The sequence below is a fragment of the Pseudocnuella soli genome, assembly GCF_004347775.1.
Classification (GTDB): Bacteria; Bacteroidota; Bacteroidia; order Chitinophagales; family Chitinophagaceae; genus Flavisolibacter; species Flavisolibacter aquaticus.
The window spans coordinates 4,521,056-4,547,417 of record NZ_CP037755.1 but is presented as its reverse complement, the minus strand read 5'-3'; the positions used below and the strand labels follow the sequence as shown (position 1 = coordinate 4,547,417).

General features: G+C 51.1%; 23 protein-coding genes. 17 read left to right on the top strand and 6 right to left on the bottom strand.

Annotation, left to right across the window (positions count from 1 at the left end; translation table 11 throughout):
• The first annotated feature begins 34 nt into the window (after nucleotides 1–34).
• Nucleotides 35–583, top strand: coding sequence for a hypothetical protein (locus EPD17_RS18720; protein ID WP_114235376.1), 549 nt, complete (start codon nucleotides 35–37; stop codon nucleotides 581–583).
• Nucleotides 584–691: 108 nt separating this feature from the next.
• Here the strand turns inward: EPD17_RS18720 and EPD17_RS18715 are convergent, their stop codons facing one another.
• Nucleotides 692–1,579, bottom strand: a complete 888-nt coding sequence (locus EPD17_RS18715) for an alpha/beta hydrolase (protein WP_132056002.1) — start codon at nucleotides 1,577–1,579, stop codon at nucleotides 692–694.
• 395 nt (nucleotides 1,580–1,974) lie between these two features.
• Between EPD17_RS18715 and EPD17_RS18710 the strand changes: the two genes are divergently transcribed.
• The 10 genes from EPD17_RS18710 (at nucleotide 1,975) to EPD17_RS18665 (ending at nucleotide 14,533) form a co-directional block, all read left to right on the top strand.
• On the top strand, nucleotides 1,975–3,399 hold the full coding sequence (locus EPD17_RS18710) for a hypothetical protein (RefSeq protein WP_132056001.1): 1,425 nt from the start codon (nucleotides 1,975–1,977) through the stop codon (nucleotides 3,397–3,399).
• Between the two features lie 57 nt (nucleotides 3,400–3,456).
• Nucleotides 3,457–4,866, top strand: coding sequence for a T9SS type A sorting domain-containing protein (locus EPD17_RS18705; protein WP_165929667.1), 1,410 nt, complete (start codon nucleotides 3,457–3,459; stop codon nucleotides 4,864–4,866).
• 81 nt (nucleotides 4,867–4,947) lie between these two features.
• The gene (locus EPD17_RS18700; protein ID WP_132055999.1) at nucleotides 4,948–5,517 is read left to right on the top strand and encodes a YceI family protein; all 570 of its coding nucleotides are present in this window, start codon (nucleotides 4,948–4,950) and stop codon (nucleotides 5,515–5,517) included.
• A gap of 123 nt (nucleotides 5,518–5,640) precedes the next feature.
• Nucleotides 5,641–6,243 (top strand): TetR/AcrR family transcriptional regulator, encoded by a 603-nt coding sequence (locus EPD17_RS18695; protein WP_132055998.1) that lies wholly within the window; start codon nucleotides 5,641–5,643, stop codon nucleotides 6,241–6,243.
• A 72-nt stretch (nucleotides 6,244–6,315) separates the two neighbouring features.
• Nucleotides 6,316–6,909, top strand: a complete 594-nt coding sequence (locus EPD17_RS18690; protein ID WP_132055997.1) for a TetR/AcrR family transcriptional regulator — start codon at nucleotides 6,316–6,318, stop codon at nucleotides 6,907–6,909.
• A gap of 3 nt (nucleotides 6,910–6,912) precedes the next feature.
• Nucleotides 6,913–7,518: a TetR/AcrR family transcriptional regulator gene (locus EPD17_RS18685; protein ID WP_132055996.1), complete on the top strand. Its 606-nt coding sequence runs from the start codon at nucleotides 6,913–6,915 to the stop codon at nucleotides 7,516–7,518.
• A gap of 9 nt (nucleotides 7,519–7,527) precedes the next feature.
• The gene (locus EPD17_RS18680; RefSeq protein ID WP_165929666.1) at nucleotides 7,528–8,919 is read left to right on the top strand and encodes a TolC family protein; all 1,392 of its coding nucleotides are present in this window, start codon (nucleotides 7,528–7,530) and stop codon (nucleotides 8,917–8,919) included.
• A gap of 36 nt (nucleotides 8,920–8,955) precedes the next feature.
• Entirely contained in the window at nucleotides 8,956–10,014 is a 1,059-nt protein-coding gene (locus tag EPD17_RS18675) for an efflux RND transporter periplasmic adaptor subunit (protein ID WP_204743221.1), read from the top strand.
• Between the two features lie 91 nt (nucleotides 10,015–10,105).
• A complete protein-coding gene (locus tag EPD17_RS18670; RefSeq protein ID WP_132055994.1) occupies nucleotides 10,106–13,282 on the top strand; it encodes an efflux RND transporter permease subunit in 3,177 nt (1,058 codons plus the stop codon).
• A gap of 474 nt (nucleotides 13,283–13,756) precedes the next feature.
• Nucleotides 13,757–14,533 carry a DUF3108 domain-containing protein gene (locus EPD17_RS18665; RefSeq protein ID WP_165929665.1) on the top strand — a complete coding sequence of 259 codons (777 nt, stop codon included), beginning with the start codon at nucleotides 13,757–13,759 and terminating at the stop codon, nucleotides 14,531–14,533.
• Between the two features lie 93 nt (nucleotides 14,534–14,626).
• Here the strand turns inward: EPD17_RS18665 and EPD17_RS18660 are convergent, their stop codons facing one another.
• Nucleotides 14,627–15,163, bottom strand: a complete 537-nt coding sequence (locus EPD17_RS18660) for an LOG family protein (protein ID WP_132055992.1) — start codon at nucleotides 15,161–15,163, stop codon at nucleotides 14,627–14,629.
• 277 nt (nucleotides 15,164–15,440) lie between these two features.
• Between EPD17_RS18660 and EPD17_RS18655 the strand changes: the two genes are divergently transcribed.
• From EPD17_RS18655 to EPD17_RS18635, 5 genes are all read left to right on the top strand, one after another.
• A complete protein-coding gene (locus EPD17_RS18655) occupies nucleotides 15,441–16,997 on the top strand; it encodes a sodium:solute symporter (protein ID WP_132055991.1) in 1,557 nt (518 codons plus the stop codon).
• 121 nt (nucleotides 16,998–17,118) lie between these two features.
• Nucleotides 17,119–17,757, top strand: a complete 639-nt coding sequence (locus EPD17_RS18650; protein ID WP_132055990.1) for an O-methyltransferase — start codon at nucleotides 17,119–17,121, stop codon at nucleotides 17,755–17,757.
• A gap of 126 nt (nucleotides 17,758–17,883) precedes the next feature.
• Nucleotides 17,884–19,125 carry a glucosaminidase domain-containing protein gene (locus tag EPD17_RS18645; protein WP_132055989.1) on the top strand — a complete coding sequence of 414 codons (1,242 nt, stop codon included), beginning with the start codon at nucleotides 17,884–17,886 and terminating at the stop codon, nucleotides 19,123–19,125.
• Complete coding sequence (hpt, locus tag EPD17_RS18640; protein WP_114235390.1) at nucleotides 19,126–19,665, top strand: hypoxanthine phosphoribosyltransferase; 540 nt, start codon at nucleotides 19,126–19,128, stop codon at nucleotides 19,663–19,665. It begins immediately after the preceding gene.
• A gap of 148 nt (nucleotides 19,666–19,813) precedes the next feature.
• A complete protein-coding gene (locus EPD17_RS18635) occupies nucleotides 19,814–21,580 on the top strand; it encodes a YfbK domain-containing protein (protein WP_132055988.1) in 1,767 nt (588 codons plus the stop codon).
• A 27-nt stretch (nucleotides 21,581–21,607) separates the two neighbouring features.
• Here the strand turns inward: EPD17_RS18635 and EPD17_RS18630 are convergent, their stop codons facing one another.
• The 3 genes from EPD17_RS18630 to EPD17_RS18620 form a co-directional block, all read right to left on the bottom strand.
• Nucleotides 21,608–22,264 (bottom strand): alpha/beta fold hydrolase, encoded by a 657-nt coding sequence (locus tag EPD17_RS18630; RefSeq protein WP_165929664.1) that lies wholly within the window; start codon nucleotides 22,262–22,264, stop codon nucleotides 21,608–21,610.
• Nucleotides 22,265–22,385: 121 nt separating this feature from the next.
• On the bottom strand, nucleotides 22,386–23,549 hold the full coding sequence (dnaJ, locus tag EPD17_RS18625) for a molecular chaperone DnaJ (protein WP_132055986.1): 1,164 nt from the start codon (nucleotides 23,547–23,549) through the stop codon (nucleotides 22,386–22,388).
• Nucleotides 23,550–23,707: 158 nt separating this feature from the next.
• The gene (locus EPD17_RS18620) at nucleotides 23,708–24,265 is read right to left on the bottom strand and encodes a nucleotide exchange factor GrpE (protein ID WP_114235395.1); all 558 of its coding nucleotides are present in this window, start codon (nucleotides 24,263–24,265) and stop codon (nucleotides 23,708–23,710) included.
• A gap of 320 nt (nucleotides 24,266–24,585) precedes the next feature.
• Between EPD17_RS18620 and EPD17_RS18615 the strand changes: the two genes are divergently transcribed.
• Nucleotides 24,586–25,758: a class I SAM-dependent rRNA methyltransferase gene (locus EPD17_RS18615; protein ID WP_114235396.1), complete on the top strand. Its 1,173-nt coding sequence runs from the start codon at nucleotides 24,586–24,588 to the stop codon at nucleotides 25,756–25,758.
• Between the two features lie 185 nt (nucleotides 25,759–25,943).
• Here EPD17_RS18615 and EPD17_RS18610 read toward each other — a convergent pair whose 3' ends face one another.
• Nucleotides 25,944–26,279 (bottom strand): T9SS type A sorting domain-containing protein, encoded by a 336-nt coding sequence (locus EPD17_RS18610; protein WP_165929663.1) that lies wholly within the window; start codon nucleotides 26,277–26,279, stop codon nucleotides 25,944–25,946.
• Between the last annotated feature and the right edge of the window lie 83 nt (nucleotides 26,280–26,362).

The window sequence follows — 26,362 nt, the reverse complement described above, 5'->3', positions numbered from 1 at the left end:
CGAGTCTTTGTGGTTCAATAAAGAAACTGGTACTATGAAAAAACACCTGCAATTAATCATGCTGCTGCTGTGCAGCAGCGCCGTTTTTGCACAGCAAGAGGAAGGCAAGGAAAACCGCTGGTTTGGTGGCGGCAACTTCGGGCTTTCGTTTGGCAACTACACCTTCATTAATATTTCACCACAGGTGGGCTACCGTTTTACCGAGCGGGTGGCTGCAGGCGGTGGGGTTAATTTCCAATATGTAAGCAACCGTACCCGCCGCGGCGATGAAACCATTTCCAAGTTTAACCGCGGGGTGGGTGGCCTCAATGTATTTGGCCGCGTGTATCCCATCCAGCAGTTTATGCTGCAGGTGCAGCCTGAGGCCAATTATGTGTGGGGTAAAGACATTTACTACAACCCCCGAACCGAATATAAAGTAGGCTCGCAACTGGTGCCCAGCCTGCTCCTTGGCGGCGGTGCCGTTTTCCCAACGGGGCGCAGTGCATTGATCATTTCCATGTTTTACGATGTGCTGCAAAACGACCGCAGCCCCTATGGCCGGCGGGCCATTGTAAACTTTGGATACAATGTTGGGTTTTAAAAAACCTTTGGATAAAGAAAGGCCGGTAGCATTTGCTACCGGCCTTTTTATTGAGCGCCTGTTATTATTGAGTAACTAAAAGCGCAGTTACTGGTAATGGCCATCAAACTATTTCTGCCTGAACCCGTCGCCAATAAACGCCAGCGCATCAATCAGGCCGGTGCGCCAGTATGTCCAGGTGTGGGCACCGTCCCTGATCCGGAATTCATGGGGCACGCCTTTCTCGGTCAGTGCAATCTTCAGCAGGCAATTGCCTTTGATCAAAAAATCATCATCGCCGCAATCAATCCAGTACCGTACTTTCTTCAGGCTGTCGGCCGGCGTGGAGGCCACTATATTCAGGATTGAGTTCTTTTTCCATGCATCGTTCATGCGGCTGTCGCCTTTGAGCCCGCGGCCATACAGCTGCGCAAATGTTCGTTCCCAGGTGGCTTCGGGCATCCCTTTCATTGCGGCATCATCAAACACTGCTGCGCTGAGCGGGGCTGCCGCGGTAAATAGGTGCGGATATTTTAATGAATAAATCAGTGTTCCATAGCCTCCCATCGACAGCCCGGCAATGCCGCGGTAACGCTTTTCGGCCTTGATGCGGTAGCTTTTTTCAATGGTGGGAATAAATTCCTGCACAAAGAAATCTTCGTAAGATTCTTTGCCGTCGTATGCATTGATGTACCAACTGCTGTCGGCGTCGGGCATTATTATCACCATGGGCGGAATGGTGCCGTCGGCAATGGCTTTATCGGCCAGCCGGCCCACTTCGCCAAACTGCACCCAAGCGTTATGATCGTCGGTGTAGCCGTGCAGCAGGTACACCACGGGGTAGGAGCGCTGCGCCGTTTCGTAGCCAGGCGGCAGGTACACGGCATAGTTCACAGGGCGTTTCATCAGTTTGCTGGCTACCGTGTTTTGATCCACTATTTTACCCATTGGCTGGCCTGCTGCCAATAGCGTCATGAGCAGGAAAAGGGCGGAAAGAAAAAAGTAATGTTTGCGCATATGGTAAGCTGTTTTTTTGGAATAGGTTTTAAATGTAAGCTGCTTTCCGGAGTGGTTGCAATTAATTGTAGGCTGCTAATCAAGTGCGCATTAGCCAATTGTAAAACGGCAAATCGAAAAAATCCGATACCGGGTAAGTAGATTTACTATGTGGCTAATAGGGTTGTTCATTAGTGATTGAATAAAAACCTTTTGTGTAAACTGTTTTGGCTATAAACTGTCTTTTTTAGCGGTCTAATTTATCCGATATCCTAAAAGGCCAACGGCCGCCACTACCTATGAACTGCATTTCTACTTTGTTGGGCAACAACAATACTGCCTGCCCAAATCCGGATTTTTTTACAACAAACAATCAGACTTTCTCAAGCTCCAAAATCACTGACAAATCACGGCATATGACAGCGTTTTTGCTGACAGCGTTGTTGTTTTGTTTTGGCATGCCGCAGTTTGCTGCTGCACAAGTAAAAATTGGCGACAACCCCGAAACAATCAATCCCAACTCATTGCTGGAACTAGAAGGTTCCAACAAAGGCTTGTTGGCTCCGCGTGTGGCACTAACCGATGCTACTTTGCCAGCGCCGCTTACCGCGCCTGTTCCATCTGGCATGATTGTATACAACAGTGGCTCTGCGCTACCTGCCGGCTTCTATTTTTGGAACGGCACCAAGTGGCTGGCTGTGCAAACCACTGAGTCGGGCCGCGCCAACTATGTATTGGTTAAATCAGCCGCTGATTTACCAGCGCCAGTAAGTGGCGTTATTACCCTCAAGGCCGGCACTACTTATGAAGTGAATGGAACCATTGCGTTGAGCAATAAGATCAACCTCAATGGTTGCTACCTTGTTGGCCGTGATGCCAACAACGACCGGATCATTTATAGCGGCGCAGGTGAGCTGTTTACTGGTAATAAAGGCGGCACTTTGCGCCTGCTTACACTGAGCTCGGGCAGCAATGCCAAGCTGTTCGAACTTGCACTGCCGGCTACTGAAAATCTACTGATGCGCGATGTAATTGTAGCCGGTTGCAAGGAAGTGGGACAGATCAGTGGCGGCTACATCGTGTTTTTTAGCGTGATTCAATACAAGGCTAACACGAACGGCATCACTTATCAAAACGTCAATACCCTGCTGTTGGACAACACCGCTTGGTTTGATGATAATAAAGGCACCTTTGAAAAGTTGTCCGGTTCATTTACCCATATAAATAAACTAGGCGGCTTTAGCATGCCCATGAGTGCAAATGGCGCCACTGCTTTTGATATTTCGGCCATACCTACCATTAATGAGGCGGGCAATTTGAAGAACACCGCATTTTTGGGCACTGGCGTAAAAGTGAATGGCACTTTTACTAAAAAATGGGAGGTGGAAGCTGCCGGTATTGCTACCGAAAAAGATGCAACTGCAACAGCTAGCTGTTACATCACTACATCGGGTGCAACGGGTATTTCAAAAGCAAACACGCCGGTAAAAATCATAGGTGGAACTACCACTTCGGAGCTTGTTCGTTTTACAGCGCCACAAAGCAACCGCTTGCAGTACGATGGTACCAAAAGCCGCACTTTTATAGTGAACGCTGTATTGTCGCTTACCGGTACATCCAGCACTGCGTACACCTATTCATTTTACATTTATAAAAATGGCGTTCAAGTGCCCGGCTCCCGCCAGCGCACCAAAGTATACTCCGGTTCCGGCGATATACAAACAGTAGCCATTGTATGCACCGTTTCGCTGGCTCCAGGCGATTATGTGGAAGTATGGGCTGAGAACAACAACTCCACCGATGACCTTACCGCCCAGAACATGACCCTCATCATCAAATAATGCACTAAAATACAGCACACCCAAAAACTTTGGTCTTTGGGTATGCTGCCTTTGCTTATGAAAAAGCTTATCTACCTGTTGTGCCTTTTGGCTGCAGGTTCACATATTTATGCGCAGCAGGGGCTTACCAATGTTGGCCGCATGCAGGTGCATGGCGGCAACCTTTCTGTTGCCGGTACTTTTACCAATACATCAACGGCAAGTTTCACCAACAACGGAGCACTTACCATCAAGAGCAACCTGCACAATGCCCAAACGGGCATGACAACCGGCACCGGCACGCTGCGGCTGAACGGTACTAGTGTGCAACAAATTACCGGCACACACCCTTGGCGTACGCATCATTTAATCACACAAAACAATGCGGGTGTTTCGCTGGTAAACAAGTTGGAGGTGACGGGCCAGCACCAGTTTCTAGCCGGCGTTATCCAAACAAGCGGCACTGGATACTTGCAGTATGGCAATGACGCTACCTATACAGGTGCTGCCGACAACCGGCATGTTGACGGGACCGTTAGAAAATCTGGCACCACTGCTTTTCAATTTCCGGTGGGTAATGGCACCGTGTACCGGCCCGTAGAATTATCGTCTATTCAGCAGCAAAGCAATTACGAGGTGCGGTATGGCCAGGCTGCGCCTTACACAAATCAAATCCACAACGGCCTGGTGGCTGTATTTCCAACGGAATACTGGGAACTGCAAACCATTTCCGGCGGTGCAGCAGTGCCTACCCTCGCTTGGGATTATGCTAAAGTGGCCATGCCCGCATGGGCGCTTTCAGAGGTAAGAGTGGCCCAACTGGCCGGCACCGTATGGAGCGATGCCGGTGGCAGCGCGGTGGGGATCATCACGGGGCAAGGCTCCATTACTGCACCAGCCATGCTGTTATCCGGCCTGTACACATTTGGCCAAAAATCGGCACCGCTGCCTTTAACGCTGGTTTCATTTTCGGCTAAGCGTTCGGGTGATGCTACAATGCTGGCTTGGCAAACGGTTGCCGAGCAGGGCGTTGAGCGTTTTGCGGTGGAGCGCAGCAACGACGGTCTTCATTTCACCGAAATAGCCTCGTTGCCGGCACGCAACCGCAGCAGTGAACAGCGCTACCAATGGACGGATGCCACCCCGATCAACCGCGTGGCTTATTATCGCCTCCGGTGTATCGATTTGGATGGAAATGTAAAAATGTCGCAGGTGGTGGCCGTTACCGATGCGGTGAGCAACAGCCTTGCCTTGGTAACCAACCCGGTGCGGCATGCGGCACAAATCCGTGTGCCCGCAGAGATGAGCGGAAAGTACAACTACACCATTACCAATGCCGCCGGCCAGGTGGTGCAGCAGGGGAGTGTGGTGTTTGTAGGCGGTGGCATTGCTACATTGGCATTGGGGCAGCAGGTGCTGCCGGGAGTGTATTTCCTAAAACTAACCAATAGCACACAGGGGCAAATGTTGAGATTTGTACGGGATTAAAGTATTGAAGTTGAAACATGCTTATTTTTATACGGTTTATAAGCTACCGCTTTAATGCTCACTCACGAAACCAACAGAACAATGAAAAAGATCAGCGCATTTTTCGCAGCAGTACTCCTGCTTTCCGCCTTTGCAATGGCCGATGTATGGAAATCGGACAAGGCCCACTCGCAGCTTGGCTTTACCATTACCCACCTGGGTATTGCCGATATTTCGGGGCACTTTAAAAATTTTGAAGTAACCGTAAACGCCTCGAAGCCCGATTTCAGCGATGCGGTGTTCGAGCTTTCTGCCGATGCGGCATCCATTGATACCGACATTGAAATGCGCGACAACCACCTGCGTTCCGCTGATTTTTTTGAAGTGGAGAAATTTCCAAAGATCACGTTTAAAAGCACGGGTTTGAAGCCTGCCGGAAAAGACCGCTACAAACTGAGCGGCGACCTTACCCTGCATGGCGTAACCAAGCCGGTAACGATGGACCTGTGGTATCGCGGCACCATCGAAAACCGATCGAATAAAAAGCCCACCAGCGGTTTTCAGCTTACCGGCACCATCAAACGCTCCGATTTTGCTTTGGGCAACAAGTTTGCGCCACCCATGCTCAGCGATGAAGTGCGCATCAACGCCAACGGGGAATTTACCAAATAAGCCCGTTTGCATCACCCCGTTTTCAGCCAAAAAAGCCGGTATTTTTTACCGGCTTTTTTGCGCCATAAATTTGCGGCAGAGTTTCGGTTTTAACGGTGCAAATCACTTACTTTAGTCACTGTTATGAGCCACGACAAAAAACGAGACGCAATCATTGATGCGGCGTTGAAACGCTTTGCACATTTTGGCGTGGCCAAAACCACGATGGCAGAAATTGGCGCCGACCTGGCCATTTCCAAAGCTTCGCTCTACTATTATTTCCCCGATAAAATAAACCTCTACGCTGCAGTGCTCAAAAGCATTGCCGACAAAAGCGAGGCGGAAGATGGCCCTACGATCGATGCGGAAGCCGACCCGACTAAAGCAATGGAGCTGTTTCTGGAACGGCGCACCGATTTTATCATCAAGTACTACAACATCCTCGAGTTTTTGAAACACAAAACCGGCGTGCCCGACGAGCTGGCGCCACTGTTTGGCGAGGTGAAGGAGCGGGAACTGCGGCGCATCAATGCCATTGTTGCCAAAGGCGGCAAATCGGGCTTGTTTCAGGTTGACGATCTTGAATCAAAGGCCACGCTGCTGTTTGAGTGCCTCGAAGGTTTGCGCCATATTCACCTGGAGCGTCATTCTTCGTTTTTCCCCGATAAGTCAAAGTTCCTCTCCATCCTCAGCCGAGAAAAAGAGTTTTCACAGATTTTTTTAAAAGGTTTGGCCACAAAAAGCTGACTGATATTTTTTTTGCCTTACTTTTGACTTTTAATTGAAAAAAGTCAGAAATTCAGTAGGTAAAAAAGTAAAATGGAGCGAACGGAAAAAACTGAACACATTGTAGATGCCGCCATCAAGCGCTTTGCGCATTTTGGTGTGCACAAAACCACCCTCACCGAAATAGCCGATGACCTGGGCATTACCAAGCAGGCGCTGGCTTATTATTTCCCCGATAAACAAGCGCTTTCAGAAGCGGTTGAACATAAGATCGTTACCGAATTTTTTGCACTCCTCAGTGAGCACACCGCCGCTGCGCCCAGCACCGAAGAGGCTATGCTGAGCATGTTGGAGGTGAAAAAATCATTTTTTGATAAATACGCCATGCTGATGCAGCAGGTAGCCCCCGAAATGCTGGCCAACAACAGCCGCATTGCCGAGTCGCGCAGAAAAGTGCAAACTGCAGTGGTGGCACATATTGCCGGTGTGCTGCAGCAGGGCATTGCCAAAGGCGAACTAAAGCCGCATGATACACAGGAAACCAGCATTGTAGTGTACGACACCATGGCTGCTTACGAGCATTGTTTTATCAGCAAACAGGCAGTGCCCGATCCGCAAACATTTGCCGATATGTGTGCCCGTCAGAAGGCTGTTTTGCAATTGATCATCGCTGGCTTAAAACCCTGATCCATGGAAGCGCAGATTTTAAATAAAGCCCGCGACCTGTTTTTCAGCTATGGCCTGAAAAGCGTGTCGATGGATGACCTGGCGAAAGAGGCGGGTGTGTCGAAAAAGACCATTTACCAGCTGGTGGCCGATAAGGCCGAACTGGTGACAAAAGTGGCTGCCCACCTGATGGAAAGCCATAAAGAAGAAATGGAACATTGTTTTGCCACAGCGCAAAACGCGGTGGAAGAAGTGGCGTTGCAAACCGATTTATCGTTTGCCCCGCTGGCGTCTATCCGCTACTCGTTTTTTTACGACATGGAAAAATTCTTTCCGCAGGCCTGGCAGCTGATGGTGCACGGCCGGCAGCAAAACCTGTTGCCCAACATTACCCGCAACCTGAAAAGGGGCATACAGGAAGGTGTATACCGCCCCGACCTGGACCTGGAAATAACTCCGCTGATCCGCTTGCAGCAATTGCAATCGGCGCTGGAGCCAGGTGCTTTTCCCGACCTGCAAAACAACCAGCAACTGCTGCTGCAGCGACTCACGAGGTTTTACCTGCATGGTATTACCAGTGCCAACGGCAGCGAGCTGATCAAAAAATATTTAACCGAAAACAAATTATAAACCCGAACGATGAGCAATAAAGAAGGATCAAAACAACGCAAATGGGGCAAGCGGTGGGGACTGCTTACTGCCCTGGTGCTGATGCTGGGTGCCGCACAGGCACAGGAGCCGGTGCAACTGACCCTGAAGGATGCATTGAAATATGCGCTGGAAGCCAACCAGGATGCACGTAAGGCCAACCTGGACGTGGAAAACGCCCAGTACCAGATCGATGAGGTGCGTTCCCGCGCCTTACCCCAGATCAATGGCTCGGCTGCAATGACGTACAACGCCCTGCTACAGCAAAGTGCCCTGCCCAACATTTTTGGGCCCAACCCCAATCCCAACGAAACCATCCTGATCGCATTTGGCCAGAAGTGGAATGCCAACGCCGGCGTTGCGCTGTCGCAGGCCCTGTTCGATAAGTCGGTGCTTACCGGCCTGAAAGCAGCCCGCACCACGCAGGAGTTTTACCGCGTAAATGCGCAGCTTACCGAAGAGCAGATCATTGAGCAGGTAGCTACCAACTATTACCAGTTGCTGGTGCAGCGCCAGCAGGTAGGCGTGCTCGATACCACCATCCGCAATACCCGCCGGGTGCAGGATGTGCTCCAGGGCTTGCTGGAAAATGGTTTGGCTAAAAAAATTGACGTGGACCGGGTACGGGTAAACCTATCGAACCTGACCAGCCAGCGGCAACAACTACTGAATGGCGTAACCCTGCTCGAAAACCAGTTGAAGTTTTTGATCGGTATGCCCATTCAAACCCAAATTGTGGTGCCCGATGTGGCCCGTGGCGATATTCAGCCCCGCGCTGTTCCTTCAAACGAACCCGCCAACATCGATAACCGCCTGGAGCTGCAAATTCTGAAACGCCAGGAAGAGTTGCTGACCTATCAAAAAGAAGCATACAAATCGGAATACTATCCCAGCCTGTCGCTTTCGGGCAACTACTCTTACCAGGGTATTGGCAACAAAGTGCCGGTGTTCAAAGGACCGTCGAAAGGCGTAAACTGGTTTGATGTGGCCGCTGTAAGCCTCAACCTGCGCATTCCCATCTTTAATGGTTTTGCTACAAAAGCAAGGGTAAAACAAGCCGATGTAAGCATCCGCAAGGTGGCCGAAGACATCAGCAAAACCTCGCTGGCGCTGAACCTGGCATTTGAAAACGCCAAAACCCAGATCAACAACAGCATCATTACCCTCAATACCCAAAAGGAAAATGTGGAGCTGGCCGAAGAGGTTTATTTCAATACCCAGAACAACTACAACAACGGGCTGGCCTCACTTACCGACCTGTTGAATGCCGAAACATCACTGACCGAAGCCAACAATAATTACTCGGCTGCCCTGCTCAACTACCGCGTTGCGGAAATCCAGTTGATCAAGAGCCAGGGGGGCCTTAAATCACTTTTAAATTAAAAGCAATACATAGGAGCAATGAGAAAGAATAACATCATGAGAACCATCCTGACTGTGGCCATCCTGGCCGGCACCCTGGTGTTGATTGGTTGGGTACTCACCAACAATAAAAAGAAGAACGCAGAAAAAACTGCCATCGTTGCCGAGTCGGGTACTACCGATGTGGCCGTACGGATCAGCCCGGTGCAGAAAGAAGCGGTAACCACCGACTTTAGCGCCAACGGCAATTTTGTGCCGGGGCAGCAACTGAATTTTGCCGCCGAAAACTCGGGCCGTGTAACCCGTGTGCTGGTTGATGAAGGCAGCCGTGTACGCAAAGGCCAAACCCTGGCCATCATCAAAGCCGACGTGCTGAACATTGACCTGGAAAGCGCACAGGCAGCTTACCAAACTGCAGCCCGCGACCTGCAGCGTTATGAGAACGCTTTTAAAACAGGTGGCGTTACCCAGCAGCAACTGGACCAGGCACGCCTGCAGGTGCAAACGGCCCAATCCCGTGTAGCATCTGCGCAGGTACGTGTTGGCGATGCCAACATCCGTTCTTCAATCAATGGCATTGTAAACAAACGCATGATTGAACCCGGTGCGGTAGTAGCGCCTGGAACGCAACTGTTTGAGCTGGTAGACGTATCGAAACTGAAGCTGAGCGTAACGGTAAATGAAGCGCAGGTGGCCAACCTGAAAGTGGGCGACAAAGTAGATGTGAAAGCATCTGTTTTCCCCGACCTCAACTTTGGTGGCACCGTAACCTTTATTGCCCCCAAGGCTGATGCTTCGCTGAACTTCCCTATTGAAATAGAGATCGCATCCAACCCCGGTGGTAAACTGCGGGCCGGTATGTACGGAACTGCGCTGTTTGATATGGCCAATGCGGCTCCCGTAGTTACCATTCCCCGTTCGGCATTTATTGGTAGCGTAAGCTCCAACCAGGTGTTTGTTGCCGAAGGCAATGTAGCCAAGATCCGCAACGTAGTGGCCGGCCGTGTGCTGGGCGAAAAAGTGGAAATACTGCAAGGCCTGAACGAAGGCGAGCAGGTAATTACCAGCGGGCAGATCAACCTGGCCGATGGCAGCAAGATCGCGGTGATTAAATAAGCGTTGACAGATGATAGTTGACAGTTGGTAGTTGATGGTTTTTTACTGTCAACCGTCAACTGCCATCCCCCAACTAAAAAAGAACTTATAAATGAAACTAGCAGAAGTATCCATAAAACGCCCCACGCTGGTCATCGTACTGTTTACGGTACTGATCCTGGGTGGGTTGTTAAGCTATTCTTCGCTGAACTACGAGCTGCTGCCCAAGTTCAGCCCCGCGGTGGTATCGGTTACCACCATTTACCCCGGTGCTTCGCCTTCGGAGGTGGAGAACACGGTATCTAAAAAAATTGAGGATGCGGTATCCTCGATGGAAAACATCAAAAAGCTCGACACCCGGTCGTTCGAAAGCCTGTCGTCGGTGATCATTACCCTCAACAGCGGCTCCGATGTGGACTATGCGCTGAACGATGCGCAGCGCCGCATCAACGCCATCCTCAAAGACCTTCCCGAAGACGTAGACCCGCCTTCGCTGAACAAGTTTTCGCTGGATGACCTGCCCATTATGACCTTATCGGCTACCGGCAAACTGGATGAGGCCGCGTTTTACGACCTGATGGACAAACGCATTGCGCCGGTGCTGAGCCGTGTGGAAGGCGTGGCGCAGGTAAACCTGATTGGTGGCCAGGAGCGTGAAATACAGGTAAGCATCGACGCCCAAAAGCTGGAAGGCTATGGCCTGTCGCTGCTCGCGGTGCAAAATGCCATCCTGCAATCGAACCTCGACTTTCCTACCGGTAGCGTACAAACCCGCGATCAGGACGTGCTGATTCGCCTGTCGGGCAAATACAAGGACGTAGAAGAGCTGCGCAACCTGGTGATTGCAACTCCTAACGGTGCACAAATTCGCCTGGCCGAAGTAGCCGATGTACAGGATACGCAGAAAGACGTTGAAAAAATTGCTCGGGTAAATGGACAAAGCTCTATTGCCGTGCAGGTGATCAAACAGTCGGATGCTAACGCCGTAGGTGTGAGTGAGCAGATCCGCGCCAGCATCGAAAAACTACATGTAGACTATGCCGCACAGGGCCTCAATATTGCCGTGGCCAACGACTCCTCGGTGTACACGCTGGCCTCCGCCGATGCGGTGGTGTTTGACCTGATATTGGCTATTGTGCTGGTGGCGGTGGTAATGTTGTTCTTTTTGCACAGCATCCGCAACGCCCTTATTGTAATGGTGGCCATCCCGGCTTCGCTGATCGCCACTTTTATTGGTATGGCGCTGCTGGGCTACACCCTCAACCTGATGTCGCTGCTGGCGCTTTCGCTGGTGGTTGGTATCCTGGTGGATGACGCCATTGTGGTGCTAGAAAACATTTACCGCCACATGGAAATGGGTAAAAACCGGGTTCGGGCGGCTTACGATGCCACCAAGGAGATTGGTTTTACCGTTACATCCATTACGCTGGTAATTGTGGTGGTGTTTGTGCCTATTGCCCTGAGCACCGGCCTGGCGGCTGATATCATCAAGCAGTTTGCGGTTACGGTTTCTATTGCCACTTTGCTGTCGCTGCTTTCATCGTTTACTATCGTGCCCTGGTTGTCATCGCGTTTTGGTAAACTGGAGCGTGTTTCCAACAAAAACATTTTTGGCCGCATCATCATTGGTTTTGAAAACGGATTGAACCGTTTTACCAACTGGGTAAGCAATATCCTGAAATGGTCGCTGGCGCATAAAAAAACAACGCTGGCCCTGGTGTTTGGGTTGCTGTTTGCTTCCTTCTACCTGTTGGGTGCCGGCTTTATTGGTGCGGAGTTTTTTGCAAAAAGCGACCGTGGTGAATTCCTGGTGCAAATAGAAATGCCGAAGGATGCGTCGATTGAGCAAACCAATGCCATGACGCAACGTGCAGAGGCCTATTTGCGCAATAAAAAAGAGGTCACCAAGATCATTTCCACTGTTGGTCAGTCCAGCGATGGTGGTTTTGGTGCCGCACAAGCCACTGCCTACAAATCGGAGATCAATGTGCAGATGGTAGATAAAAAAGATCGCGAAGACCCATCGAACATTTACGCGGCCAAGATCAAAAAAGAACTGGAGCCGCTGCTGGTAGGCGCCAAGGTAAAAACCGTTCCGGTGAGCATTTTGGGCTCCGCCGAACAGGCGCCGCTGGCCCTGGTAGTAACCGGTCCGGAGCTGGATAGCGTGATGGTATTTGCCAACGCTGCACTGGCCGAACTGCGCAAGGTGCAAGGCGCTACCGAAATGAAGTTATCGGTAGAAGCCGGTAACCCCGAGATCAATGTGCAGGTAGACCGTGATAAAATGGCTGCACTTGGCCTTTCGCTGAGCACGGTGGGTGCTACCATGCAAACCGCATTCAGCGGCAACACCAATGGTAAGTTTCGCCAGGGGGAGTACGAGTACGACATCAACATCCGCTACGGCTCATTTAACCGCCAAAGCATACAGGATGTAAGCAACCTGCTGTTTGTAAACAATACAGGCCAGCAAATTCGCCTGTCACAGTTTGCAACGGTTAAGGAAAGCTCGGGCCCCAGCCAGCTGGAGCGCCGCGATAAAAGCACTTCGGTAACCGTGCAGGCCCAAACCGTAGGCCGCCCCACAGGTACTGTTGCCGCCGAATGGCAGGCTGCCTTTGATAACCTCCGCAAGCCTACTGGCGTAAGCTATGTGTGGAGCGGCGATATGGAAAACCAGAGCGAAGGTTTTGGCTCGCTGGGTATTGCCCTGCTGGCGGCCATTGTGCTGGTGTACCTCATCATGGTAGCGCTTTACAACTCTTTTGTATACCCGTTCGTGGTACTGTTCTCGATTCCGTTGTCCATCATTGGTGCCTTGCTGGCACTGGCGCTGACCAACAACTCGCTGAACCTGTTTACCATCCTTGGTTTGATCATGTTGATTGGTTTGGTGGCCAAAAACGCCATCATGCTGGTTGACTTTACCAACCAGCGGAAAGCCGAAGGAGCCAGCACTTACCAGGCGCTGCTCGATGCCAACCATGCCCGTCTGCGTCCCATCCTGATGACCACGATTGCGATGGTGATCGGTATGCTGCCCATTGCCATTGCATCGGGTGCCGGTGCGGAGTGGAAAAACGGCCTGGCCTGGGTAATCATCGGTGGTTTGATTTCGTCACTGTTCCTGACCCTGGTGGTGGTGCCGGTGATGTACTCCATCTTCGATAAGATCATCATCAAAGTACGCCGCGGCAAGGCCGACCTGCCTGTGGAAGAACTGATGGTGGAAGACTACGAAGAGCAGGAAGTGCACGAAGGACATTTTAAGCCCGCACATGCATAGCATGGTGTTATATCGTTTCATTGTTTGGTTTTAGTTTGGTAAAATGCAGGGGCCTTGTGCCCCTGTTTTTTCACAACCAAGTCAGGAAATTAGGGAAAGCTTTTTTGTAAAAAAGTTGAGTAGATTGGAGTTGCGCATTTTGCAAAAAACAGTTACGCTGGTTGGGATGAAAGCATTTTCGTTTCAACATTGGGGCAGCAACTGCATTGGTCTTTTTTATGAATCGTTGCGGGTTTGATGCAGCATTAAGTGAGGCAAACTCGTCTATTTAAACGAATACAAAAAGAGCGGGTCCAAGCCGTTCGGCCACCCGGTGGTGCAGCATGGCAGGCCGGCAATCCCGCCATTGTGCCGCGGTTCCTGTTAACATTTTTTTACGCCTTTGCAGCAGCGTAGCTTCAGGAAAATTGTGGGTTTGGTTGTATTTTGTTACGCTGCCTTTGAAATAACTCTGTGATGAAAATTGGAGGTGATATGAGCAAATTGCGTTGGTTGCTGTTGGTGCTTTTTGCCGCATGGAACATGCAGGGCAAGGCGCAGAACCTTGCCTTTCAGTCGGGTGAAAAAATTTCCTATGTTGTGTTTTACAATGTAATGGGCATTTATGTAAATGCAGGCAATGCCACTTTTTCCGCATCGCGCCGCTCCTATGAGAACAACGATGTTTTTCATCTGGTGGGAGAGGGCGTTACCAATACCCGCTACGACTGGATATTTAAGGTACGTGACCGCTACGAAAGCTATTTTGATACGCAGCGCATGCAGCCGCTGAAGTTCGTACGCAACGTGCACGAAGGTGATTACAAAAAATACGAGGAAGTAACTTTTGACCACCACAACCGCGTGGCTACCACCACCAAGGGGGTAGTAAAAGTGCCGCATGCCGTGCAGGATGTGATTTCGTCGCTGTACTTTGCCCGCAACCTTGATTTTAGCAAGCTGCGCTCCGGCGACAAAGTGCCGTTTAGCATGTACCTCGATAATGAAGTGCACAACATGCACATCCGCTATATGGGCAAGGAGCGGATTAAAACCCGCTACGGCACCTTCCGCGCCATCAAGCTCAAGCCCTTGCTGCTGAAAGGCGAAACCTTCAATGGCGGCGAGGACATGACCATTTGGGTAACCGACGATGCCAACCACATCCCGGTGCGCATTGAAAGCCCGCTAACTGTAGGCAGCGTAAAAGTTGACCTGATGGGGTATCAAAACCTGAAACACCCGTTTACTGCACTGGAATCGAAGCGATAGATATTTAAGTAGAAATACAAAAGGCAAAATTCAAAAGAGGTTTCTGAACAAGCAGATTCCCTTTTTGACTTTTGCCTTTTTAATTTTTACTTGTCACAGGTATTGCAACAAATCTCCCGGTTCGTTCAGCACTGTTAACGCTTCTTCTATTTTCCCGTACAACAGGCCTTCGTCCTGCAGCAATTGCAGGTGTTGGAGCAGGTGGTTGTAAAATCCGCCGCTGTTCAGCAGAAATACCTTTTTATCGTGCAGCGCCAGCCCATTCCAGGTAAGCATTTCAAACAATTCGTCCAGCGTGCCGAAGCCGCCCGGCAAAATAATGGCCGCATCGCACAACTCGTACATCAGCCGTTTGCGCTGGTGCATGTTTTCCACCACAGTCAGCTCCGAAATCCCGGTGTGCTGCGTTTCCCATTCAATAAGCCGTGTGGGAATGATGCCCCGCACCGTGCCACCCCCAGCCATACAGGCATCAGCCACACAACCCATCAGCCCGTTTTTGCCGCCGCCATAAATCATGGTAATGCCTTTCTCTGCCATCAGCCGGCCCATTTCGGTGGTGTGGGTAGTAAATAGCGGGTTGTTTCCATACTTCGATGCGCAAAACACCGCCATTGATTGGATGCCCATTGATGATTATAAATTTTAGGCAGCAAAGGAAAACAAATTTTTCCCCCATAAAAAAAACCGCTTCTTTGCAGACGCGGAGCGGGGAAGAGTTGACAGTTGACAGTTAGTAGTTGATAGTGGGGAGTATGCGGCGTGTAATGGTTTTACTGATACCTGGTGCCTGCATTACAGAGATTAATTAGAAACAATTAATTGTTTCATCCGGCTGTTTACTCTCAACTACCAACTGTCAACTGTCAACTCCTCCCTCCCTCCGCATTCAACCCAACCCGTTCATATGTCTGCAACCCTGTTGTTTTCTTTTGTCATTGGTTATTTCCTGTTGCTGCTGGTGGTGGCTTATTTTACATCGCGCAACTCCAACAACGATTCTTTTTTCATTGGCAACCGCAGCTCCAACTGGATGCTGGTGGCCTTTGGTATGATCGGCACATCGCTCAGCGGCGTTACGTTTGTGAGTGTGCCCGGCACGGTGGGCAGCGCCGGACTGCAATATTTCCAGGTGGTCATCGGTTATTTTCTCGGCTACATTGTCATTGCCTACGTGCTGTTGCCGTTGTATTATCGTCTCAATCTTACTTCCATTTACAACTACCTGGAGCAGCGCTTTGGCATGGTGAGCTATAAAACCGGCGCTACCTATTTTATCCTTTCCCGCACGCTGGGCGCCACGGCCCGCATGTACCTGGTGGTAAACATCCTGCAAATCTTTATCCTCGATTCGATGGGCGTGCCGTTTTGGGCCACGTCGCTCATTATCCTGCTGCTCATCCTGCTCTATACTTTTGAAGGTGGTGTAAAAACCATTGTGTACACCGATACGCTGCAAACCTCCTGCATGCTCATTGGGCTGGTGGCCTGCATCATTGCTGTAATGAGCAAAATGGACCTGAGCCTGGGTGCTGCCGTCAGCCAGATGAGCGAAGCGGGTATGACCACCATCTTCAATACCGATCCAAAATCGCCGGGTTTTTTCCTGAAACAAATCATTGGCGGCGCCTTTATTACCATTGCCATGACGGGCCTCGACCAGGAAATGATGCAGAAAAACATCTCGGTGCGTACGCTGAAGGACTCGCAGAAAAACGTGATGACCCTGAGCGTGGTGCTGCTGTTTGTAAATGGACTGTTCCTGCTGATGGGCGGATTGCTCTACCTCTATGCCGGTTCCATTGGCCTCGATGTAAAAGGCGACGACCTTTTTCCGGCCATTGCCCTGGGCAATTACCTGTCTACCGGCATCGGCATCATCTTCATTATCGGGCTGATTTCGGCACTTTTTCCATCGGCAGATGGTGCGCTTACCGCACTGACTTCTTCTTTTTGCATCGACATACTGGGATTGAAACGCCGGGACGACTTAAATGAAAAAGGACGCAGGCGTACCCGCCTCACCGTGCATCTTACGTTTGCCGTGGTGTTTTTTCTGTGTGTAATGATGTTTAAATGGATCAACGACAAAAGCATCATTGACGTGATCCTGAAAGTGGCGGGTTACACTTATGGGCCACTGCTGGGGCTGTTTGCCTTTGGCATTCTTACCCGCCGCACCATCAACGACCGGCTTTCTTTGGTGGTGTGCATTGTGGCGCCACTGCTGGTCATTGGCCTCGACCTGATCAACAACGCCGAGTGGTTTGCCGGTAAATTAAAGCTCGCCGAAACATCGGCCGCTGCGCTGAAAGATTTTTCCAACAACTTGTTTTACGGCTTCCGCATTGGTATTGAACTGCTCATCATCAATGGCGCACTTACGTTTTTGGGGCTGTGGCTCATTTCGAAAAAAGCTCCGGAAGTGGCTAAATTAGGTTCACGCAAAGGCGCAGAGCTTTAGGCATAAGGCGCAAAGAAATTTTTGTGAGAATGTCCTTCTTGGTGCTCCTTTGTTTCTTAGCGCCTTTGTGGTTCAAAACTTTGCGTCTTAATACTAACCTTTGCGTCTTTGCGTGAAAACCATGGAAATACTCCCCGAAATAGTACTCGAATATGCCGAAAGGTTCACTTCTGCCGAAGACGAACTGCTGCAGGAAGTTAACGAGTACACCGTAGCGCATCACCCCAAGGCGCACATGCTGAGCGGAAAGGTGCAGGGAAAATTTTTGGAAATGATTTCCTGCATGCTCAAACCGGCTCGGGTGCTGGAAATCGGAACTTTTACCGGCTACAGCGCACTCTGTTTGGCCAAGGGGCTGGCAATAGATGGCCAGCTTCATACGTTTGAACTACGCGAAGCGGACGCCGCCGTAGCGCAGGATTTTTTTAACAGGTCTGTTTTCAAAGAAAAAATTTTCCTGCACATCGGCGACGCCCACCAGATGATCGGTGAACTGGACGAAACCTGGGATTTGGTGTTTATCGACGCCGACAAGACCGGTTACGAGGATTATTTTAAGCTCGTTTTGCCAAAATTGCGGCCTGGTGGTTTTATCTTCGTTGACAATACGCTCTTTCACGGACAAGTTTTAGAGGAGGAGATCAGGGGCAAAAATGCGTTGGCCGTGCACCGGTTCAACGAGTTTTTGCGACAGCAAACCGGCATTGAGCATGTGCTGTTGCCCCTGCGGGATGGATTGACCCTTGTTCGTAAACTGTGATATTTTGCGGTTACCTGTGTCGGAAGATTTTGCCGGGTGTAGCCATTAACCACAATCGATAACCAAAAACACTTTATTTTTTTGCACAGCCTCCCGGGGCTGCGCACCAAACCGTGTACTATCCAAATGAAAAAAAGCCGTTTCCCCATCCTGCTTGCCTTGCTGCTTACCGCGCAGGCCACCTTTGCCCAATCTTCTGCAGTTATTCGCACCTATGTAATGCAGTTTAAAGACATTGCCATTGAAGAAATGAAACGCACCGGCGTTCCGGCTTCCATTAAGTTGGCGCAGGGTATTCACGAAACCATGGCGGGCCAGAGTGTGCTGGTGCGCAAATCGAACAACCATTTTGGCATTAAATGCAAAGAAACCTGGACCGGCCAGTCGGTAAAACACGACGATGATGCGCCGCAAGAGTGCTTCCGCAAATACGACCTTGCTGCCGAATCTTACCGCGACCACTCCGAATTTTTGCGTACCCGCAAACACTATGCTGCTCTTTTTGAGCTGGATCCCACCGATTACCGGGGCTGGGCTTATGGTTTAAAAAAAGCCGGATACGCCACCAACCCCAAATATCCGCAGATCATTATCAAGCTGATCGAAGATTATAACCTGCAGGATTATTCGCTCATTGCCTTGGGCCAAAAAACCGAAGGTCCCGATGTGCTGTGGGCACAGCAGGGCACCACGGTGCCACAGCCGCAGCAGGCCATTGTTGCCGTGGCAAAAGAAGCCGCGCCACAGCCCGTGGCTGCTCCCAAGCCGCAGTATCCTTCCGGCGTGTTTCGCATCAACGATACCAAAGTGATCTGGGTAGCCGCCGGCACATCTTACCTGAGCATTGCCGAAGAACACCATATTCCGCTGGCCCGCCTGTTCGATTTTAACGACATGCCCGTGCAGGAAACCGCCACCTCCGACGGCCTGGTTTATTTGCAGCGCAAGCGCAAAACCGGCAGCGCCGAAGCACACAAAGTAGCTTTTGGCGAAAACCTCCACAGCATTGCACAGGCCGAAGGCATCCGCCTCGAAAGCTTGTTGTCGCTGAACCATTTGGAAAGCGGCATGCAACCCGAAATTGGCGAACTGCTGTTTTTAAAAGAAAAAGCACCGGCTATGCCCCGCCTTATTACTGCCACCGCCCAGGTATCGGTGCCCCAGATGGCAGCGCTGGCATCGGGTCCGGCGGCAGCAACCGTTGGTGTGGAAGAAGCCGAAGGATTTTCGGAGCACGTGGTGCAGCCTAAAGAAACGCTGTACGCCATTGCCCGCCGCTACTCGGTAAATGTGCAAGACCTGATGAAATGGAACGAGCTGCAGGATGGCCATCTTAAAAGCGGGCAAACGCTGCGCATTAAAAAATAAATGGAAACAGTACACGTCAAGGACCGGAACTTTGGTACCTATCTCACCGAAGCCATGATCGCTGAAAAAGTGGCCCTGCTGGCTGCGCAGCTCAACCGCGATTATGCCGGCAAACAGCCGCTTTTTATTGCCATTTTAAATGGCGCTTTTATGTTTGCCTCCGACCTGTTCAAGCAAATCAACATCGACGCAGAGATATCGTTTATCAAGCTGGCTTCTTACAAAGGCATGAAGTCGAGCGGCAACGTGATCACCGCCATTGGGCTGGAGCAGGACCTGTACGGCCGCGATGTGATCATTGTGGAAGACATTGTAGATACGGGTAAAACGCTGTATCATTTTTTGCCGCAGTTGCAGCACCAGCACCCGGCTTCGCTAAAAATTGCCGCCCTGCTGCACAAGCCCGAGGCCACCAAGTTCCCGCTGCAGATCGATTATGTTGGTTTTACCATCCCCAATAAGTTTGTGGTAGGCTACGGCCTCGATTATGATGGCCTGGGCCGCAACCTGAAAGAAATTTACCAGCTGGCGCAGGAGTAGCGTACCGTCTTCTCCCGGCAATAGAAATGATTGATGCAGCACCGATGCGGCGTGGAAAAAGCGTGGCAGGTGCTGCATTTTTTATAGGTCGTTGAGCAACATACCGGGCCAGACATTTTTGGAGCGTTGCCGGCGCTAAATTCGTACTTTGCAAATACTATCTGCTGCCGTGAACCTGAAAAACCTTATATACTTTTCGCTGCTCATCCTGTTGCCCCGTTTGGGCATTGCGCAGCAGGTGTATGTTCGGGGCGAGGTAACGGACGAGCAGGGAAAGCCGCTGCCCAACGCCGCCATTTTACAACACAGCACCCGCTTTGTTTTTTACTCGGGTGGCACCGGCGGTTTTGGAGTGCTTTGTCCCAAGTCCACCGACTCCCTTACTTTTTCAATGGATGGCTACCAAAGCCTGAAGCTACCCGCCGATGCGGCGCAATACCTGAAAGTGGTGCTCAAACGCAAGCAGGTAACTGCCGGCTCGGTAACCAAGCTGGCATCGTTAACGCAAAACCTTACCCGCGAATGGCAGCAGCCCTGGCTTACCGGCGATGAAACCTATGTGTCGCTGCTGGAAAATGGTTTTGTGCCTGCGGCTGGTTTTCCATCCACCGGTGTCCGGCTTAATATCGACCGCGCCTCGTACAGCAATGTGCGGCGTTTTTTAAAAATGAGCACCCAGGTGCCGCCCGATGCGGTGCGCATCGAGGAAATGCTCAATTACTTCAACTTTCGCTACGAGCCGCCGCCTGCAGGGCAAACTTTTGCCATCAGGCCGGTGCTCACCGAGTGCCCTTGGAATGCTGCCAACCGCCTGATGTTTGTGCAGGTAGCCTCGCGGCAGGTGCCGCTTGATAGCCTGCCACCCACGCATCTTACTTTCCTCATCGATGTTTCCGGCTCCATGGATATGCCCAACCGGCTGCCGCTGCTGAAAACCGGTTTTCGGAGCCTGGTGCAAAACCTGCGGCCTGTTGATTCGGTTTCGATTGTGGTGTATGGCGGATCGGTAGGGGTGTGGATGCCCACCACCGGCGGCGATCAAAAAGAAAAAATTTTTCGGGCCATCGACAGCCTGGAGCCGGGCGGCGCTACGCCTGGCGAAGCCGGTGTAAAACTGGCATACCGGCTGGCGCAAACCCATTTTATCCGCAACGGCAACAACCGCGTAATACTGGCAACTGATGGCGATTTCAATGTGGGCCTTCGCTCCGAATCGGACCTGGAAGAACTGATCACCAAGCACCGGCAAACGGGCATTTACCTTACCTGCCTGGGAGTGGGCATGGGCAATTATAAGGATTCCAAAATACAGGCGCTGGCGCAAAAAGGCCACGGCAATTTTGCCTATATCGACTCGTATGCCGAAGCGGAAAAAGTGCTGCTGCAGGAGTTTATGCAAACCCTGTACACGGTGGCCGATAATGCTTCCTTTACGGTGCAGTTTGATCCGTCGGTGGTGCAACAGTACCGCCTTGTTGGGTTCGATAACAAAGTGGGTGCTTTCCGCGATTCGCTGGCTGCCATTGAAGGCGGCGAGATCGGGTCGGCTTATTCGTCGGTACTCATTTTTGAAGTGGAGCCGGCTACCTCGTTTACCGTCCCGGTTCAGCCTGCACAGTTTCAACTCCTCTACCGCCTGCCCAACCAGAATAAAGTATTGCAGGTAAACGAATTTCCACGCATTACCGAGGTACCTTGGGCACAACTGAACCGCGAGTACCAATTGGCCGGTTCGGTGGCCCTATTTGGAATGTTGCTGCGCAACTCGCGGTACACTAAAAACATTTCGTGGGACCAGGTAATGAGCCTGGCAGCCGCTGCAGCCGACAAGGAAAATAAATCGCAGCAGGAGTTCTTGGAAATGATCAAGCTGGCGAAGGGCATTTATGGCAAAAAGAAACGGGGCAAGGGATAGAATATACATCACTAGTTTTTCCCACAATCACGGCCGGAACTGTTCCAGGTGGTGGGCCAAATGCTGGTTCAAAACAGCAGCCATGTTCCAAACCATAAAGTGACTTCCCTGTTCAATAGGGATGCAGGTGCCGGAATACCTGATCGGCAGCACCCGGTCGGCGGTGCCGTGCAGGTGCAAAATGTTGTGGGGTAGGTCTGCGTTTTTCCATGTTACAATAGACGCAATCGACCACTTCAGCAACTGTGCAGGCGTGTGGTGGAGGTATTGCTGCAACACGTCCATTTCAGCGGGTTCTTTTACGCCGAAAAACCAGTTGGCCAGCCGTCCCATACGACGCACCAGGGGTATTAAAACTAAGTGGTGCAGGCCCAGCGTACCGGCCCATCGGTAAAGCGGCGGTAGTTGGCCCCGGTTTGCCGCACTGGAAATTAGCACCACGGTTTTCGGGGCCACAATTTTAGCCAGCTCCACCGCAACCATGCCACCAAACGAAAGACCCACCAATGCAAACGGCAGCGATGTATCGATGCGGGCAGCCATGCGGCGGCAATAATCTTCCATTGTTTCGTGGCGGCCGGGCATTAGCCAATCGAGGTGGATGATGTTGCACCAATCGGGCAATATAATGTTTTGAAAAATGCGGCTGTCAGCGCCCAGGCCACTGATAAAGTATACATTCATATTGCATTCTTTTGACTGCTGCATTTTTCTGTTTGTCGTTTTATTGCAAAGCTGGACGACATTTTATAAAAAAAGAGGCACTAGGCCTCTCCATATTTTTACCGGTAAACGGTGCACTGTTTTATCCAAACATTTCCCGCACCTTATCGTAAAACGACTTTTGATTTTTATCGGGAGCCGGTTTAAAGTTGGGCGAATTGGACAGCTTTTCCAGCATGCTTTTTTCCTCGCTGGAAAGGTGCTGCGGTGTCCAGATGTTTACATGCACCAGCTGGTCGCCTTTTTCGTAGCTGTTTACTGCCGGGAAACCTTTGCCCTTGAGGCGGAAAATCTTGCCGCTTTGCGTACCCGCCGGGATCTTGATCTTGGCCCTTCCATCGATGGTGGGCACTTCCACATTGGCGCCAAATACGGCTTCGGGGAAGGAGAGGTGCAGGTCGTACACCACGTTCAGACCTTCGCGCTGCAGTTCCTTGTGGGCTTCTTCTTCAATCAGGATGATGAGGTCGCCGGTGGGGCCGCCTCGTTCGCCGGCATTGCCGCGGCCACTGATGTTGAGCTGCATGCCTTCCTGCACACCGGCCGGAATATCGATGGTTACGGTTTCTTCGCCATACACGCGGCCCTCGCCTTTACAGGATCCGCATTTAGCCGTAATGGTGCTGCCTTCGCCATTACAGCTAGGGCAGGTAGTTACGGTTTGCATCTGGCCCAAAAAGGTGCTGGTTACTTTGCGTACCTGGCCGCTACCACCGCAAGTGCTGCAGGTTTGTACGCTGCCGCTGTCTTTGGCACCGCTGCCACCGCAGGTATTGCAACCCACGTATTTTTTAACCTTGATATTTTTGGTTACGCCTTTGGCAATTTCCTCGTACGTGAGCTTGAGCTTGATGCGCAGGTTGGAGCCACGGGTGCCACGGGCTCTTTGTCCGCCACGGCCACCGCCACGTCCCTGGTTAAAGAATGAACCGAACATGTCTTCGCCGAAGATGTCGCCAAACTGGCTGAAGATGTCGTCCATGTTCATGCCGCCGGGGTGGAACCCGCCGCGGCCATTGCCGCCCAGGCCAGCGTGGCCGTAGCGGTCGTACTGGGCTTTTTTGTCGGCATCGCTCAGCACCTCGTATGCTTCTGCCGCCTCTTTAAACTTTTCCTCGGCTGCTTTATCGCCCGGGTTACGGTCGGGGTGGTATTGCATGGCCACCTTGCGGTACGATTTCTTGATTTCGTCCGCAGAGGCGTTTTTGGCTACGCCCAGTACTTCGTAATAATCTCTTTTCGACATTGGGTTGTTTTCCTAATTATTTGTTCGGGGGTTGGACCCGAACGGTGCAGTGTGCGACGCAACAGGTGCCGACCGGAGCGGTGCAGGCGGCTACATCATCACTGCTTTCTTTTAAAGAACTGCTTTATTTTGCCAAAGCCTGTGGCCGGGCCACTCCTTCAGCGGCCTACCACCACTTTGGCGTGGCGAATGATTTTGTCGTTCAGGTAATAGCCTTTGATGATCTCGTCCACCACTTTGCCGCGGTGCTCATCGCCGGCTTCAATTTCGGTGATGGCCTCGTGCAGGTCGGCATCAAATTCCTGTCCCTTGGCTTCCATGGGGCGCAGGCCGCGGCCGGCCAGGTTTTGGCGCAGCTTTGCAAATACCAGCTGGATGCCTTCTTTGATCTGGGCCAAATCGTCGGTTTTTTCCATTTGGATCATGGCGCGGTCGCTGTCGTCGAGTACATCGAGCAGGCCGCTGATCACGTCTTTGCCGGCGGTTTGCATCAGTTCGATGCGCTCCTTGGCGGTGCGGCGGCGGTAGTTGTCGAACTCTGCGGCTTGGCGCAGGTATTTATCTTTTAGTTCGGCCACCTGGGCCTTGAGGGCCTCCAGCTCCGAAGTCTCGTTTTCGGTTTGCGTTGTTTCCTCGCCGGCAGCATCATTCAGTTCCTGATCCTGCACGTTTTCTGGTCCGTTGGTGGGTTGTTCCTGAAATTCCTGTTGCTTCATATCGTAACAAAAAATTGTGTGCAAAGGTAGCGGTCAAATGCATTGCCAATGCCGGTTTTCAGGACAAATTGTCGCCTCGGGGCATAGCTTAACGAAACATTTGGCACATGGGGTGACAGGGGAACCACGAAGGCGCAAAGGAACAAAGGAGCACGAAGAGACTTTTTCAATGGCAATAGTTTTTGGGAACCACTTAGAACATTCGAAGTCGAATACTCCACTTTGTGTCCCTTCTTTTCTTCGTGCCTTCGTGGTTCAAAAACCTCAGCCCAGAAAAATACTGGCGGTTCGCTTTCGTCACCGGTTACCTTTGCAGCCTTATGGCTACGGTACATTTAAAAAGAAAGATCGCTCCGCGGGTTGCCAATGGGCATCCCTGGATTTTTGCAAACGAGGTAGAGAAAGTGGAAGGCGACCCCGAGCCGGGCTCGGTGGTGCCGGTGTTGTACCACGATGGCAAGTTTGCCGGGCAGGGTTATTTCAATGCGCAATCGCAGATCATGGTGCGGCTGCTGACCCGCGACCGCAAAGAAGTAGTGAACGAGGATTTTTTCCTGAACAAGATCAGGGAGTGCTGGGCCTACCGCCAGCAACTGGGCTACGTGGAAAACTGCCGCCTGGTGTTTGGCGAAGCCGACGGCCTGCCGCAGCTGATCATCGATAAGTTCAACGATTATTTTGTCATTCAGTCGCTGGCGCTGGGCATCGACCAGTGGAAACCGGCCATTGTAAAGGCTTTGAATACCGTATTTCAACCCAAAGGCATTTTTGAACGAAACGACGTGCCGGTGCGGGAACTGGAAGGACTGCCGCAGCAAAAAGGCTTTCTTTCGGCGCCGTTCGATACCAAAATCATCATCAACGAAAACGGGCTCAAGTTTCATGTGGATATTGAAAATGGCCAAAAGACCGGCTATTTCCTCGACCAGCAGGACAACCGCCGCGCCATTCAGCATATTGTAAAAGGCGCCGACGTGTTGGGCGCATTTACCTATACCGGCACATTTGAAATCCATGCAGGGCACTACGGCGCTAAAAGTGTGCTGGGACTGGATATTTCAGAAAATGCGGTGCAGCAGGCTAATAAAAATGCGGCGCTGAACGGACTGCAGGATACCGTGAAATTTGAGACAGCCAATGCCTTCGACGTGCTGAAACAGTGGGGCAAGGACGGCCGCCAGTACGATGTGGTGATGCTCGATCCGCCGGCATTTACAAAAAGCCGCGCAAACATCCAGAAGGCCATTACGGGTTATAAAGAAATCAATTTGCGGGGTATGAAACTGGTGAAAAAAGGCGGTTTCCTCGTTACCTCATCATGCACCAACCTGGTGAATGCGGAGCTGTTTTTACAGATCATTGATATGGCTGCCAAAGATGCCCGCCGACCCATTAGGCAGGTAACTTTTCAAAACCAGTCGGCCGACCACCCCATTATCTGGGGCATGGAAAACACGCACTACCTGAAGTTTTTGATTGTGCAGGTGGGGTAGGGAGAAGTTGGGGGACGGAGGTCCGAAAAGACCGGAAAGTCAGGAAAGACGGAAAAGACGGGAAGGCTTATTACTAAGCGAATTATTTTCGAATCGAGGGTTATAAAAACGAAAAGGATCGGGATTGCTCCCGATCCTAAATTATTTCACTGGTTACCAAAGCGAGGACTAATTCCTGCTTTTCCTTACGAATTCTTCTGGAATTTTCCCGACTCAACCAACTTTCCGGTGCGATCGTACAACTGGTAGATGTAGATGCCCCGGTTAAAATCCGACAGGTTGATGGTGGTTTTTGGGGACAGATTTGCAGACTCATACATCTTTTTGCCCAAGAAACTGAACACCTGGATGGAGTAGCCCCGCTCGTATTCTTTTTGAAAATCAAAAGTTACAAAACTGGTGGCCGGGTTGGGATAAAAACGCACAATGGGGGAGGGTGCAGCGGCACCTTCCCGCGGCTGTGCCGGGGTTTGGGTGGTAATCAGTAGAATAAAGGACAGTATAGGTAAAATTCTCTTCAACGAACTTCCTCCTTTTTTAGTATTAGCAAAGTAAACGAATTTAAAGTTAATGCAAACTGTTTGCCGGGAAAAGAAAAGGTTTT